Here is a 16,451-nt window from a genome sequence, read left to right on the forward strand (position 1 = left end):
GGTGCAATTCATTTTCGCCAAAGGGAATTCTTTCATCTATTATTTGAAAATAGAACTTGTGAAACTATCTGTCTCTTGTAGGAGTTTCTTATAGACAGCTTCTTTGAGTTTCGTCGTATGACTTGTTGACACAGATTTATTACCCTTATTATCTGTTTTAATAGTTGCAGCATCTTTTGCTACTGCAGCTTTAAACAAGGCTAATAAATCATCGTAAGAGCTTACTGTTGTGCCGTCAATTGCAACTGTCGTCAAACCATGTGACGCTTTGTCTTTCACTTCTTTGAAATAGGCTTTCTTGAAGGCTTCTAGTGAGTTGAACTGACCATCAGAAATCTTGCTAATGATAAAGTCGTCTCCAAGGGTGGCCTTACCAGCCGCTTTTGCTTCTTGTTTATACTTGTTAGTCGCATAACCTAGGAAGCCTTTTTCATAGCCATAGTAACCCCAGAGTCTGAAGGTATTATGCTTGAAGGACATAGCTCCTGGAGAACCCTCGCTGGTATTACCACCATAAATAGCAGACATCATAGGGACATTGACATAGGCAGAAGAGAAATCATCTGGTTTATAGACACCATTACCAGGTCCACGATTGGTCATAAAGTTATTATCTACAAGGTCATCAATAGAAGTCAAGTTAACAGCCTTTTCACTATCACTTAGAGAACGAACCTGGTCGTATTGATTTTTACTATTACCTCGTAACTGTTTATCTACCTTCTTGAACCATGCGTTATTGAGGTCCTGATTTCCTTGACTGAGGACTGCTTCCCCTTCAAGTGAGTCAAGAAGCATAAGGGTATCGTTGTAGCCCTTCATGTAACGGTCGATGGCTTCACGTGAGTTCAACTTGTTTGGATTAGTGTTGTACCACTGATTACCGTCGTTTTCTCTTTCAAAGGCCATGTTCAGTCCTAAGGCACCGTATTCACCTTGATGCCCCTGAGTAGCTGGTGATTGAAGAAGACCTTGGGCATAAGCTTCAACGTCTGTTCCTTCCCGACGACCATAATCTCCAAAGTAGGCAATACGGTCATTGAGGTGGGTAGTTTCATGCGTGAAGGCCGAAGCACCGTACTCACTAATCATGTTAGACATGACGTAAGTAACCTTGGCACGATTATCATATGGATTGTCATAGATAGCAGCGTAGGCACCAGCCATGGCTCCATTGTCTCCATAGTACTCACCAACTGGACCATAGATTTCACGAATTGGCGCATAGACTTCCGTACTGTTCTTGAATTGGCCGTAACGCTCTGGCCAACCTGGCCAACCATGACCCCAGACATAGAAACCTTCCCAGACAGGATTGACAATATCTTTGAACAACCTGTTTTTAACTTTGTCTGTAGCCAATCTATGCCAGAAATCAAGGTAGTTGATTTGACGTTGGGCAGCTAGATCAATCTCAGGTTTCAGTTTTTCAAGAGTAGTATTGTACTTGTTAGCTGTTCCATAAGACATGGTGTCATAGGTTGAAATCAAGAACATCTCTGTCTTATCAAGATTCAATAATGGTAGAATCATTTTTCTGTGTAGACCACGTGTTAAGTTATCGTAAGCACGATACTTGTGCTCGCCAACACCTTCGTTTTGTGAAGCTTTCTCTACAACGTAGACCTTATCCTTAGTGGCATCGATGAACCAATCATTCATATTGTCGATAGTGGTAAAGAGTTTTCTGTTGTAATTAAGGAAGTCGTTTAAATCTCCAAATTTAGTATATTTTGCAAGAACTTCACCAAAGGCATCGTATGTTCTTGAACCACTGATATTATTTTCTTTAGAGCCAATCTCAATCAAACGGTCTAGGACATCCACATTTTTACCATAGAAATCTGGTTTGAAGAGCATGATTTCTTTGATATTAATATCATCAAACTTCACACCGTAATAACGATTCAAGTAGGTCAAGCCTAGCAAGAGGGCTGCTTTATTTTTCTCGACCTTGTCAAGAATCATTTGTTGGGCAGCAGATGATTGATTAAGTTGATGGTCTTCATTTTGAACCAGCTTAGTCACAAGGTTCGTCAAATTAGCTTTAACAGCGTCAAAGCTTTCTTCCAAGAAGAGGTTCTTGATAGCATTGACCTTATTTGGACCTGTACGACCAAGTTTTTGGTAAATTGGGTCAGACTGCAACTCAATTGGTTTCAAGATATCAACGATTCCATTGATAAGGCTCGAGTGATCTTTTTGAACGATATTTGGAGTGTACTTAATACCCAAATCAGAAACAGTATATTCCTTAACGTTGCTCAACCCTTCTGAACTCTCTGAAAGCTTGAAGTAGTCTTTGCTACCATCAGCATAGTGAACAATAATCTTGTTAGCAGCGCTTAAGTCTGTGACAAAATTACTGTCTTTCATCGGTGTCACTGAGAGCACCTCTTTGGTATTCAAGTTATGGTCTTTAGCCAGTTTATTGGCTTGGTAGACAATATAATCCTTGTTATAGAATGGTTGAAGTTTCTCAATATTCTTGTAAGCCTTGTTATATTCAGGCTTATAGTCTTGAATATTGGCAAAATCTGCTTGACTAGAAACATTGTTAAGAGTATTTAACTCGTAAGGCTCGCTAACAAATGTATCAGCTGTAATCTTGTAACCTTCAACACGCTTGTCGGCTTCTTCCTTAGTCAAATGTTTGAGTTTTTTAGGACTCTTGGTATCTTTACCAGTGCCATCTTCGGCGGAGCTGTAACCGATAACACCAAAGAGGTCTTTGATGTACGGACCACCATCTTCATCATTGACATCGTTAGAAGCAAAAATCTCTTGACCTTTGATAACCTTGGCATAGGTCACGTTGTCTTGAACAGCACCGTAAGGCCATGTCTTGGCAACAATACCACCGACATTTCTTGTGTTTTTAACATCAAGAACACCTTTAGCCACTGAATTAGTCACTTTTGCCTTAGTTCCTGATTTCCAACTGTTGAGCATGTAAGTAACAAATGGCACTAGCATACTTGCGTTGGCATTTTGAGCTGTAATAGTCGCATCCACATAGGCTCTATTAACGAATCCCATGTAGTTTGAACCAGCAATCCCACCAACTGTCGAGTTATTACCGACAGAGTTGATTTTACCGATAAAGGCGACATTTTCAATCTTGCCATCTTCATCAATCTTATTGACGATACCTGCCACATCATTGTTACCAGTCACTGAACCAGTCACCTTAACATCTTCAATCAGACCTTTGTTTTTAAGGTTAAATCCAACTGTCGCTATTTGATTCTGACCAGGGCGATTGATATCTACATTTTCAAAGTTGATATTCTTGATAGTTCCGCCATTGATGACATTAAACAATGGATGCTCCAAATCATAGATGGCAAAGCGTTTGTCACCATCACTGAGCAACTTACCAGTAAATTCAGTCGTGATATATGATTTGCCATTTGGAACGATATGGCGAGCACTCATGCTTTGGCCAAGTCTAAACTCACCTGATGGATTAGCCTGAATGGCATTGACCAACTCAGCAAAATCATAGTAAACATTGGCTTGACTGGCCTTCGGTTTCTCAATGTAATAGCTATAAGTCTTCGCAAAATGGTTTTGGGCATCACGTTGCACCAAATTATCCGCTTCTGCAGTTACCTTATAAACCGCCTTGCCATCAACTGTTGTTTCTTCGATGGCTTTCACTGCCAAGTAAGTGGTCTTCTGATCCGCAGAAGTCATCTTCAAGTAGTAATTCGTGAGATCCTGAGGTACAGCTGTCAGACGAGTCTCATCCACTTCTGTTTGATTGTCATACTTAATCAAATCTGTACGTGCAAAATCTTTAAGCTCAACCTTCTTGAGATCCAGTTGGATAGTTTGGTCTGCCAAAACCTGACTCTCCTCACCGTTGCCACGATCAAAGGTCATGGTTGTCGTAAGGGTATAAGGCTTGTAATAGGCTAAGTTGGTTAAGTCAGCAGTCAAAGTCGTGCTAGGAACATCAAGCGTTTGGACAACTTGTCCATCTTGCTTAAGGACCGCTTTAATAGTCGTGATAGCTGCTGAACCTGGATTAGTCAAGTTGTAGCTAAGTTTAGCACTGCGACCCAAGTCATCCTTGTCAACCTGTGTCAGTGTAAGAACTGGTTTTTCAGATATCTTAGTACCTTTTCGAACGATACGATCTCGGGCAGGAACTAGCACTGTTTCAGTAACAGTTGGTTCTTCAGCAGTCTTACTACCCTTAAAGGTCTTATAAATCTTGGTAATTTTATTTTGTCCTTTTTGTCCTTCTTGGACAACCTGCACAACGCCTTTCTCAAGTGTATCATCTTCTTGGACAATTTCTTTAAATGGAAGCTCTACAATAGACTCTTCAGTCGTTGTCCCATCTAGAGGCTTGCTGCCACGACGGATTTTTCTAGGTTGTGGCACCTCAATAACCTTACCTGACACAATAGTCGGCTCACCAATCTTAACACCATCAATGGTTTGGTAAACTTTATGGATTTCTTGGCTACCTTTTTGGCCCTCTTGATCAACAACTTCTTCATCCACATATTTGTTATCATCAGTAATAACTTCGATAGGATAATCAATGGCTTGCGTTTCAGTCTCTGTGATACTTCCGACAACTGGGGTATGAACAGGATTCTCAGCTTGGACAAGAGCCTCACCTTCGTTGCCTGGTTCTTGAGTCCCTTTAGCTTCAAGGTTGTCTGTATACTCTGGGGATTCCGGTTGAACAGTGGCCTCACCTTCATGACCTGATTCTTGCGTGCCATTAGCACTGATCGATCCAGTGTACTCTGGGGTTGCTGGTTGAACAAGAGATTCCCCTTCGTGACCTACTTCTTGCGTGCCATTAGCACTAATTGGACCTGTATACTCTGGGGATTCCGGTTGAACAAGAGATTCACCTTCATGACCTGATTCTTGTGTTCCGTTAGCACTAATTGGACCTGTATACTCTGGAGATTCCGGTTGAACAAGAGATTCACCTTCATGACCGGCTTCTTGTGTGCCATTAGCACTAATTGGACCTGTATACTCTGGAGATTCCGGTTGAACAAGAGATTCACCTTCATGACCGGATTCTTGTGTGCCATTAGCACTGATTGAGTCCGTATACTCTGGGACTGCTGGTTGGACAAGAGATTTGCCTTCATGACCGGATTCTTGTGTGCCATCAGTACTGATCGATCCAGTGTACTCTGGGACTGCTGGTTGAACAAGAACTTCACCTTCGTGACCTGATTCTTGTGTGCCATTAACACTGATTGGGTCAGTGTACTCTGGGACTGCTGGTTGAACAAGAACTTCACCTTCGTGACCCGCTTCCTGAGTTCCTTTTTCCCAACTTATTTCTTTATCTATTTCATACCGGCTTTCTGTGTTTCTATCTTCTCTTGATGGCTCAAGTCCTTTCAAAGCATTCTCCAAAGGTTGTTCAAGCTCAGGCTTAGATGAGTAACGCAGATAACCGACATACTCATAACCATCAATGGTAATAACACCCTTAGCTAGGTCCGCCTCATCTGAGACAGCTAGATTCTGATTATAAGCCTGCAACTCCTTATTTTGCAAAGCAAGAACCTCAAGAGGGATAAGTAAGCTTTGCCCAGCTGCTCCAATCAAGACCAATCCAATAATCTTTTTACGATGTTTTTTTGAAAATAGGAGCACAGCCAAAGTTGCTGTCGTCAGTTCTAAACCTGTTACCGCCCAGTCAGAACTGCCTGTCTTAGGAAGATTAGCTTGACTGTCTCCCTTACGTTTATAGACCAGATAAAAAGTATCATCATTTTGATATGCCTTTGGAATAGCATGAACCACTTGCTTTTGCTCTTCGGCTGTCAATTCATTTTCAGTAACATAGGCCAGATGTACCGATGAATCCGTAGTAACCTGATCCGCCGAAACTGGCTTAGACACGAAAAGACCACCTGCTATTAAGAATGTTCCAATAGCAACTGGTCCAACACCAACTGACAACTTACGAATAGCGTATTTTGTCACTTTTTCAACAACATGATTTGCTTGTTTCATTCATAAACTTCCTATTTGTTAATCATTGTACCTTAAAGGCACGTCAAAAATAATTATCGGATAAACACGCACTTTATGCATCTATTAACCTTCTTCAGAGGTCTATCATATCCTTTTTTTAATACTTAGGCAAGTATTTTCTCTAATTTTTAATCAATATAAATAATTGTTTAGCGACCATACTTTTCTTTCATGAAAACATCTAAAACCTTTTCATGTAAATAACTACAAAGACTCTAACATTTGTAAAAATATTCTCTTGAAATTCAAACTACTAACAATCCAAAAATAAAACAATTGACTTAATCTCTTTTATTTTACTTTTTATCTAATACTTTAATGTAAGTGAAGATCATCTTTCAATAGACACAAAAAAGCCCCACTACTGGCACTGCACCCCAATAATGGGACAAGAAAAAACCTCTTATGCGACCATCTTTCTGTACTCTGCAGGAGATTGGTCATTTAATTTCTGTTGAATTCTAGTTTCATTATAAAATATGATGTAATTTTTAACAATATCTATTATACTATCTTTAGTTAGGTTTCTTCACTTATAGAGATGGAAGGTTTCAGATTTGAGAACAGAATAGAATCATTCGATACAGGCTAGCTTAGTTTCTACTGAATATGCTTTTTTGACCATAACAAAACACTCCTGTTTCTAGTTTACCAGAATTCAACAAGAGTGTTTTCTTGTGTCTCATTTTATGGGTGCAGTACCTTCAATTGCTGACCTATCTGGTGGGCAAAAAGGAAAACTAATCCTACTGCATGTAGTCTTAGAAAGCCCTCAACTCCTAATCTTAGATGAACCAACCAAAAATTTCTTACCCATCTCACAACCCCAAGTCCGACAGCTCTTCAAGAACTATCCAGGTGCAACTCTTACAGTATCACATGATGTCAACTACCTCAGACAAGTTTGCTAAAAGATATATCGCCTGGACGCACACGGTATAGAAGAAGTTGAGATTTAAGAGATCAAATCTATAGTTTTTATAAGAAAAGTCTCAAAAGAAACCTTTTCTTCATATGCAAAGAACTCAGGCAAAACCTGAGTTCTTTTAATGTTAATCAATTTCAAGACCACCAGTATAGAGTCTGTAGTAGGTACCACCTTGTTCCATAAGGGTATCGTGATCACCACGTTCAATGATACGTCCATGATCCATAACCATGATAACGTCAGAGTTAACGATGGTTGAAAGACGGTGGGCGATAACGAAGACCGTACGTCCTTCCATAAGTCGGTCCATCCCCTCTTGTACCATTTTTTCAGTACGAGAGTCAATCGAAGATGTCGCTTCATCAAGGATGAGAACCGGTGCATTGGCAAGAGCAGCACGCGCAATGGCAATCAGCTGACGTTGTCCATTAGACAAGCCTGCGCCATCATCTGTAAGAACAGTGTCGTAACCATTGTCCAAATGTTCCACAAAGGAATCCACGTTAGCAATACGAGCAGCTTCAAGAATTTCCTCGCGAGTCGCATCCGCACGGCCGTAGGCAATATTTTCAGCGATAGTCCCTGTGAAGAGATGTGTATCTTGAAGTACGATACCAAGTGATCGACGAAGAGAATCTTTTTCAATTAACTTGACATCGATACCATCATAAGTAATCACACCAGATTGGATGTCGTAGAAACGATTGATCAAGTTAGTAATCGTCGTCTTACCTGCACCCGTCGCACCAACAAAGGCAACCTTTTGTCCCTTGTCTGCATAAAGATTAACGTCATGAAGGATTTGTTTCTTACCATCGTAAGAGAAATCAACGTCTTGGAAGACCACATTTCCGACCAACTCGACCAATTCATAGTCGCCATTTGGACGGTGGTGTTTCCAAGCCCAAAGATTGGTTTTCTTGTCTGTCACGACCATCTGACCGTCTACCAATTCGTAATTGACCAAAGTGACCTTACCTTGGTCAACTTCTTCTGCTTCATCCAACAGGTCAAAGATACGGTCTGCACCAGCAAGTGCCATAAGAACAAAGTTAAGTTGTTGAGACACCTGAGTAATAGGACCATTGAAGGAGCGGTTCAATTGCAGGAAGGCCATGAGACCACCGATAGTCAAGCCACCCACACCATTGAGGGCAAAGACCCCACCAACCAAGGCAGTCAAAACAAAGGAAACATTTCCTAAGTTCCCAAGAATGGGCATGAGAACATTAGCATAGCGATTGGCCAAGTATGATGATTGGAAAAGTTGTTCATTAATCTTATCAAAGTCAGCCATGCTTTCTTCTTCATGAACAAAAGCTTTAATTACCTTTTGACCTGACATCATTTCTTCGATAAAACCATTCTCAATCCCTAGGTTCTTTTGTTGTTCACCGAAGTAACGGCCTGATTTGGCGGATACATTTTTAATAACCATAAACATGATACCTACCATGACCAGAACCACGATAAAAAGGAGAGGACTCACGGTAAGCATGGTTACTGTCACACCGATAATGGTAATGGCTGTTTGTAGCAACTGTGGAATAGATTGTTCAATGGCCTGACGGAGGGCATCAATGTCGTTTGTATAGATTGACATGATGTCACCGTGTTTATGAGTGTCAAAGTAACGAACAGGGAGCTTTTGCATACGAGCAAAGAGCTGATTACGAAGGGAACGTAGGGAATCTTGTGAAATCGTCGCCATGAGGAGGGAAGCCACATAGTTGGCAACCACACCGATAAGACAAAAGACCCCAACTGAAGTCAAGAAACGTAACAATGACCCAAAGTCATGGCTACCCGATTTGAGCATGGGTTGAACGTAAACGTCCACCAAGGACTGAATTGAAGCCGTCAAATTAACCGTTGCCAAAGAAGCTACAACGATAAGGACAAAAGAGATACTAAGTGAAAGCTTGTAGTCTTGCCACAAAAAGCGTAGCAGTCGTGCTAGTGAGCTCCAGCTGGCTTTTTTCTTATTCTGCATCTGCTACTCCTTTCCCTTGTGTTTGCATCTTGTAAACCTCACGATATATGGCATTATTAGCCACCAAGTCGTCATGCGTACCAATAGCATCGATACGACCATCATCCATAACAACGATACGGTCCGCATCTTGAATAGATGAAATCCGTTGACCGATGATGATTTTAGTCGTGTCCTTAAGACTTGAAGTAAAACCTTGACGAATCAAACTATCTGTCTTAGTATCAACCGCTGATGTTGAATCATCCAAAATCAAAATTTTCGGATTCATGAGGAGGGCACGTGCGATACAAAGACGTTGACGTTGTCCCCCTGAGACATTGGCTCCACCACGTTCAATCTTGGTGTTATAGCCATCCTTAAACTCTTGGATAAATTCATCAGCTTGGGCAATCTTACAAGCTTCAATGATTTCCTCATCTGTCGCCTGTTTATTTCCCCAACGCATATTTTCCTTAATGGTTCCTGAAAAAAGGACATTGGTTTGAAGAACCATGGCAACTTGCTTACGCAAGCTATCCAAATCATAATCCTTAACATCGTGACCAGCAACCTTAACTTGACCTGATTCCACATCATAAAGGCGAGGAATAAGCTGAACCAAGCTTGATTTACCCGAACCCGTTCCACCAAGAATACCAATAACTTCACCAGACTTAATATCCAAAGTGATATCTTTGAGGACATGGGTCTTGTCACCATTTTCATCCGTGTATGAGAAATCCACATGATCAAAACTGATAGAACCATCTGCAACTTCTGTTAAACCATTTTCAGGTGAAACAATGGTTGAATCAGTGTTAAGCACTTCATTGATACGCTCTACAGAGGCCATAGAGATAGACAACATGACAAAGATCATCATGAACATCATGAGTGACATAAGGATGGTCATGGTGTAACTGAACATCGAAGTCAATTCCCCTGTAGTTAAGCTACCACCAACGATGAGATGGGCACCAAACCAGGAAATCATGAGGAATGACGCGTACATAGACAACATCATGGCTGGATTAGATATGATAACTACACGAATGGCACGCATAAACATTTTGTAAATACGACGTGAGGCCTTCTTGAACTTATCTGTCTCTTCCTGTTCCTTAACGTAGGATTTCACCACACGCATGTTGGTGATATTTTCCTTGATACTGTTGTTAAGGTTGTCATAAGCCTCAAATACTTGAGTAAATAGAGGATATACGATTTTGGTAATAATGGCCAAAACCAGACCAAGGAAGAGTGTTACGCCAACGAAAATCCAAGCCATCTGACCATTGATGAGGAAACTAGCAGTAATGGCGAAAATCAGGTTGAGTGGGGCACGCACACAGATGCGGATAATCATTTGATAAGAGTTCTGAACGTTGGTAACATCAGTCATCATACGCGTTACCAGACCACCAGCTGAGAACTTATCGATATTTTCAAAAGAGAAGGTTTGAACCTTTTTGAAAATAGCCTGACGTAGATTCTTGGCAAATCCAGCAGAGGCAAAGGCCGCATAGCGTGCCGACTGCATCCCACAGAAAAGCGACAGGAAGGCGCAGACCAACATGAGGCCACCATAGAGCCAAATGTTAGACATGTTAGATTGCTGGACACCTTTGTCCAAAAGATTGGCCATAACAAAGGGAATGGAAATCTCAAACATAACTTCTAGCGTCATGAAGAGGGACGCTAGGATTGAGGGTTTCTTGTATTCCTTTATCTGGGCGATCAGGGTTTGAAACATAATTACCTCCGTTTTTTATTGTTTTTTTGATATTTTTCTTTTTTGATGCTTTCTTAAGTGATGGCGGACATCAGCGACCGACTCAGTCGTTCCATGACTAGTTATCGAGCCAAAGTCTCGATAACTCCGCTTCCTATAACTGCTTCTGCAGTTATAGGAATATCATCATGGTGAAAGCATCACTGTTGGGCAGAGCGAACTGTCGAATCGCGAGCAATTCGAACAAGTGCAAATAGATTCCGGATGAGCCCTACCACGACGAAAAATATCATCTGCTCTAGGCAGAGAGAAACTTAAAACCAAGAGTCTTATTGCTCATGCTTTATTTATAAAAGAACGGCTAGACCCTTTTTGAGAGCATACAAAAGCCCCTGAGGGCAGACCCTAGGGATTTTTTCGTTCTCACATATATGTCATTAGTATAGGTTAAATTGAGTAAAATTGCAAGCACAATATCATTTCACTAACGTTTGTAAATATTTTATGATATTTGATAAAAATATCGCTCTAAATCCTGCTCGTTTTTCACAAATTTATCATAAATGTTCGTAAATTATAACTAAACGTAGCAGAAATTTGTTTTCTGTCCCTATTTATAATAGACTAACACTAACATTAGATGAAAAGGTGACTCTATGACCATAAACCAACTATTTCAAAAACTGGAGGCTACCAGTCCTATTCTCCAAGCTAATTTTGGAATTGAGCGCGAAAGTCTTCGTGTCAATAGACAGGGAAAATTAGCACATACGCCTCACCCTTCCTGTCTAGGGGCTCGTAGTTTCCATCCCTATATTCAAACAGATTTTTGTGAGTTTCAGATGGAACTCATCACACCAGTCGCTAAATCTACCACTGAGGCTCGTCGTTTTCTTGGAGCCATTACCGATGTAGCTGGACGTTCCATCAGTAAAGATGAACTTCTCTGGCCCTTGTCCATGCCACCTCATATCAAAGCCCAAGAAATCCAAGTTGCCCAACTGGAAAATGAATTCGAACGCCATTATCGGAACTACTTGGCCGAAAAATACGGAACTAAACTACAAGCTATCTCAGGTATCCACTATAATATGGAACTAGGGGAGGATTTGGTTGAGGCCCTATTCAAAGAAAGTGACCAGACTGACATGATTACTTTCAAAAACGCCCTCTACCTTAAGCTGGCTCAGAACTATTTGCGCTACCGTTGGGTGATTACCTATCTCTTTGGCGCCGCACCTACTGCTGAGCAAGGCTTCTTCGACCAAGAAGTGCCAGAACCCGTTCGTTCCTTCCGTAACAGTGACCATGGTTATGTCAATAAGGAAGAAATCCAAGTATCCTTTGCAAGCCTAGAAGACTATGTCTCTGCCATCGAACGCTATATCGAACAAGGAGATTTGATTGCGGAGAAGGAATTTTACTCGGCTGTTCGTTTTCGTGGACAAAAGGTTAATCGTTCCTTCCTTGACAAAGGAATCACCTACCTAGAATTCCGTAACTTCGACCTTAACCCCTTTGAGCGTATCGGAATTAGCCAAGATACCATGGATACGGTTCACTTGCTCCTTTTAGCTTTCCTATGGCTAGATGCCCCTGAAAATGTTGACCAAGCTCTTACTCAAGGTCACGCGCTAAATGAGAAAATCGCCCTCTCTCATCCTTTAGAACCTCTACCTTCTGAAGCTGAAACTCAGAACATTACGACAGCTCTGGACCAACTGGTGCAACATTTTGGGCTTGGTGATTATCATCAAGGTTTGGTCAAACAAGTGAAAGATGCCTTTGCGGATCCTAGTCAGACACTAGCTGCTCAACTACTTCCTCATATCAAAGACAAGTCCCTTGCTGACTTTGCCCTCGACAAGGCTCTTGCCTATCACGATTACGACTGGACTGCCCACTATGCCCTTAAGGGTTATGAGGAGATGGAACTTTCTACTCAGATGTTGCTCTTTGATGCCATTCAAAAAGGGATTCATTTTGAAATCCTAGATGAGCAGGATCAATTCCTTAAACTCTTGCATAAAGATCATGTTGAGTACGTCAAAAATGGTAACATGACCTCAAAAGACAACTATGTAGTACCTCTTGCCATGGCTAATAAAACCGTGACCAAAAAAATCCTGGCTGATGCTGGTTTCCCTGTTCCCGCTGGCGACGAATTTACCAGTCTGGAACAAGGTCTAGCTTATTATCCTCTTATCAAGGACAAGCAAATTGTAGTCAAACCAAAATCAACCAACTTTGGTCTGGGAATTTCCATTTTCCAAGAACCTGCTAGTCTTGACAACTATCAAAAAGCCCTTGAAATTGCTTTCGCAGAAGATACCGCTGTCCTTGTTGAAGAATTTATTCCAGGAACCGAATACCGTTTCTTCATTCTAGATGGGCGTTGTGAGGCTGTCCTCCTTCGTGTCGCTGCCAATGTTGTCGGTGATGGCAAACACACCATTCGTGAATTAGTCGCTCAGAAAAATGCCAACCCATTGCGAGGCCGTGATCACCGATCACCGCTGGAGATCATTGATCTAGGAGACATCGAACAACTGATGTTGACTCAGCAAGGTTATACACCTGATGATATTCTCCCAGAAGGGAAAAAGGTCAATCTCCGCCGTAACTCTAACATCTCTACAGGTGGCGACTCTATTGATGTCACTGAGACTATGGATTCCTCTTACCAAGAACTTGCTGCAGCTATGGCGACTAGCATGGGGGCCTGGGCTTGCGGGGTTGACCTCATCATTCCAGATAAAACTCAGCCTGCCAGCAAGGAAAAACCTCATTGCACTTGTATTGAGCTCAACTTTAACCCTTCTATGTATATGCACACCTACTGTGCTGAAGGCCCTGGACAAGCTATTACTCCAAAAATCCTAGACAAGCTTTTTCCAGAAGTTGCCACAAGTCAAACCTAAAACCTAATTCTTAGGAACAAACAAACCACCTTTATCTCAAGATAAAGGTGATTTTGCTTTATTAACCAAACTCTCCTGCTTCTTCCTCAGGATGCGTTTCCATGTACTGGATATGCTCTATATAGGCATCTTGAGCCTGATTGAAGGCTTCCTGATCACTATATGGATAATCTATGTAAAATAGATCCCGCCAACCATTAAAGGTTTGACTATTGTAGAAGCCTTGAATCTTTGTGGGAAGAAACTCTTTGTTGTAGCTGATGCGCAACTTAAGCAAGTCCTTGTCTTGAAACTGAGTGATGATACTGTTGGAGGTTTCTTGACCTTCCAGACTAGACCAAACGTTATGCAGAACAATGTCCTGACTATAGTGATTAGCCTTGATGCGATTTTTGTCCACTGGGAGCTTCTGGGTAGCCTCTAAAAGGTAGGACACCTCGCCCTGAAAATAAACCTCAATGGTCAAGTCACCAAGACTAGACCCATACAAGATACCATCCTTAATGGCAAGATTTGACCCAAAAAGTCTCTGGCCAGCCACATCAAATGACATCCCTTCATCCTGCCCGTAGAGCTTGATGGCATAAGCATCCCTTACACGATAGAAATTTTTAGCGATGAGAACACTATCTAGGGTCTCAGTCTTTTTTGTCTCCACCTTGGGGCTTGTAGGTTTCTTGGTAAAAGCTGTCAAACCCATTAAGCACAAGATGAGAGCGAATATAATCAAGGTAAGCATTGTAGACCTGAAGCCGGTCTTCAGCTTTAAATTGTTTCCATGTTTCAAGGTCTTTCAAGCCTCCTTTTTTAACAATATCAGCATAGCGCCCGCCGTTTAAGACATTCTTGGCATTTTTCCACTTTCTTACCATCTTGCGTCTAATCGCATTGTCAGCAGGGTGACGAACGTCAAGATAGGTATGGCTATTATTGAGATAGGCCGGTAAGTCAGCATTCAAGCCCTTAGACAGCCCATAATTAGCAGAATCCGTATCGGCAATGTCAGCACCATCTTCAATCTTGTAATGCTTAGGATTAGAGTCGATGCTACCGTCTTTCCTTTTCTTGTAAACATTCCACTCAGAAACAAATTTCCCTGTATCCATATTGACAATAAATTCAATAAAGCGGGAATTGCTGACACCGTAAGATCCCATGACACTGGTCTGAGGTAGCTGAATTTTCATGTTCTCTGGATAGGTAAAGTCTCCCAAACTTCGATTATGATAGGAAGCACCTGTAGTATAATCCAGATGAATCTTCCTGTCCTTGCTGTAGGCCAGAAGCTTGTCTAAATCCGTCTTACCCTTGTAGTTGGCCCTAATATAGTCCATTGACTGCTTATCAATCCATGACCTAAAAAGGTGGAGCTTGATACCCAACTCATCCTCGCCCAGTCCTAAATCCGTCTGATAAGTCTCCATAATAGCTTCGCGGAAGTAACTGTAAAAAGGGCTGGTTGGCTCAAGTTTCTTGGAAAATTTATAACCTGACTTCCCTAATTGAAGGAACTGGTACTTATCCACATAAACCTGCATGTGAGTCATAACCAAATTGAGCTTGTCATGATTAGGGAGTTGAGAAGCTTGGAAAAAGGCTGTATAGGTATCTGAGCCCACTTCCTTACTTTCTTGATCGATTTTTTGCAGAACTTTATCCAACTGGTTCAAAGAAGTCTTCTTCATCTTACTTCTGACCTGAGCCACATAGGCCGGTTTAATACCTTGATCCCAGTGATCACGAGTTATAATAGCATCTACCTTTTGCGAAATTAAGGTCAACCGTTTCTGATAAGTCTCAGCCTCCAAAGCCAGTTTCAAAGCCTTTGACGGAGTCGCTTCAACCACGGATAAATCACCATAAATATCGGCCTTAAGGACAAGATTTACCTGCATATCATAGGAATGATTAATATGGAGAGCTAGACGAATCTTCCCGTTTTCCTTCCTAACTGACAGGGGATCGAGTTGATAGGATTGAATGACCCCAGCTCGACTCAGAGCCAGTTTGTCTAGATTTTCAAGAGAATCCTGATAAATATAGGAAATCTCGGGATCATTGACCTTTGTGACCAAGTATTGGTTTTGATGCCGATCAAAAACCACAAGACCAAGTATGAGGATTACAGTCAGAGCACTTGCCAAGTACTGTAAAATTACTTTCTTCATAGTACTTCCATTATAGCATAGGAGGACAAAATATTCTGAAAACGATTGGCAAAAGCTGAAAACAAATGAAAAACAGGCCAAATAGTACCTGTTTAACTCAATTTTTTATAAATCACTCAAGCAACGATGTTTAATACTGAAGTCAAAATAAGCATTTTCCTGAAGCTTATAAAATATCTCTCTGTAGGCTTCTTCGTCAAAGTGATCTCCACGATAGAGAATCTCAAAACTCAAACCCTCATACTCCAAGAAAGCATTGGACGTCTTGAAACCATTACGCTTATAGAAATCCCAACGCGCCGCTCGTTGCTCTGGATTGTCATTGGGTTCATCCAAACGCTCAACTTCTAAAACCATAGAACGAGATGGACCATAAAACTCTACCAGTTTATCAATAATCTCACTTCCGTAGCCATGACTCCGCATTTGAGGGACAATGGCAAAGAAACTCACATAAAAAACTTTGGCATTGTATAGAACTGAGGCAAATCCAACAAAATCATCCTCGTCATAAAAGGCAAAGAAATGATAATCATCACGACCATCTAGTTGTAAGAACTCACTCAAAGGAATACGTTCTTCTTCTGGAAAGGCCTCATTGTTTAGACGCTCCACCCTATCTAAGTCTGGAAACTCCTTGGTAATTAATTGGCTACGTAAAGCCATAAAATTCCCTCCTTTTTGATGCTCATACCTA

General features: G+C 41.3%; 8 protein-coding genes and 1 pseudogene. 2 read left to right on the plus strand and 7 right to left on the minus strand.

Annotation, left to right across the window (positions count from 1 at the left end; genetic code table 11):
• Positions 1–39 precede the first annotated feature (39 nt).
• Positions 40–6,009: a ZmpA/ZmpB/ZmpC family metallo-endopeptidase gene (locus EL076_RS06865; protein ID WP_126429810.1), complete on the minus strand. Its 5,970-nt coding sequence runs from the start codon at positions 6,007–6,009 to the stop codon at positions 40–42.
• 424 nt (positions 6,010–6,433) lie between these two features.
• Positions 6,434–6,538 (minus strand): IS3 family transposase, encoded by a 105-nt coding sequence (locus EL076_RS10575; protein ID WP_126430153.1) that lies wholly within the window; start codon positions 6,536–6,538, stop codon positions 6,434–6,436.
• A gap of 199 nt (positions 6,539–6,737) precedes the next feature.
• Between EL076_RS10575 and EL076_RS06875 the strand changes: the two are divergent.
• Positions 6,738–6,941, plus strand: a pseudogene (locus EL076_RS06875) (ATP-binding cassette domain-containing protein); the annotation flags it as partial.
• Between the two features lie 141 nt (positions 6,942–7,082).
• Here the strand turns inward: EL076_RS06875 and EL076_RS06880 are convergent.
• Together EL076_RS06880 and EL076_RS06885 are read right to left on the minus strand one after the other, a co-directional pair.
• Entirely contained in the window at positions 7,083–8,951 is a 1,869-nt protein-coding gene (locus tag EL076_RS06880) for an ABC transporter ATP-binding protein (protein ID WP_126429812.1), read from the minus strand.
• Positions 8,941–10,686: an ABC transporter ATP-binding protein gene (locus EL076_RS06885; RefSeq protein ID WP_126429814.1), complete on the minus strand. Its 1,746-nt coding sequence runs from the start codon at positions 10,684–10,686 to the stop codon at positions 8,941–8,943. Before EL076_RS06885 ends, EL076_RS06880 begins: the two co-directional genes overlap by 11 nt.
• A gap of 635 nt (positions 10,687–11,321) precedes the next feature.
• On the opposite strand from EL076_RS06885, the gene gshAB reads away from it, so the two are divergent.
• Positions 11,322–13,586 (plus strand): bifunctional glutamate--cysteine ligase GshA/glutathione synthetase GshB, encoded by a 2,265-nt coding sequence (gene gshAB / locus EL076_RS06890; RefSeq protein ID WP_126429816.1) that lies wholly within the window; start codon positions 11,322–11,324, stop codon positions 13,584–13,586.
• Between the two features lie 61 nt (positions 13,587–13,647).
• Here gshAB and EL076_RS06895 read toward each other — a convergent pair whose 3' ends face one another.
• From EL076_RS06895 to EL076_RS06905, 3 genes are all read right to left on the minus strand, one after another.
• Positions 13,648–14,244, minus strand: a complete 597-nt coding sequence (locus EL076_RS06895; RefSeq protein WP_126429818.1) for a hypothetical protein — start codon at positions 14,242–14,244, stop codon at positions 13,648–13,650.
• Positions 14,225–15,754, minus strand: a complete 1,530-nt coding sequence (locus EL076_RS06900; RefSeq protein ID WP_126429820.1) for a DUF1310 family protein — start codon at positions 15,752–15,754, stop codon at positions 14,225–14,227. Before EL076_RS06900 ends, EL076_RS06895 begins: the two co-directional genes overlap by 20 nt.
• A gap of 105 nt (positions 15,755–15,859) precedes the next feature.
• On the minus strand, positions 15,860–16,420 hold the full coding sequence (locus EL076_RS06905) for a GNAT family N-acetyltransferase (protein WP_048788288.1): 561 nt from the start codon (positions 16,418–16,420) through the stop codon (positions 15,860–15,862).
• Positions 16,421–16,451: the final 31 nt, after the last annotated feature.

Origin of the sequence: Streptococcus vestibularis (genome assembly GCF_900636445.1) — a bacterium.
Lineage (GTDB): Bacteria > Bacillota > Bacilli > Lactobacillales > Streptococcaceae > Streptococcus > Streptococcus vestibularis.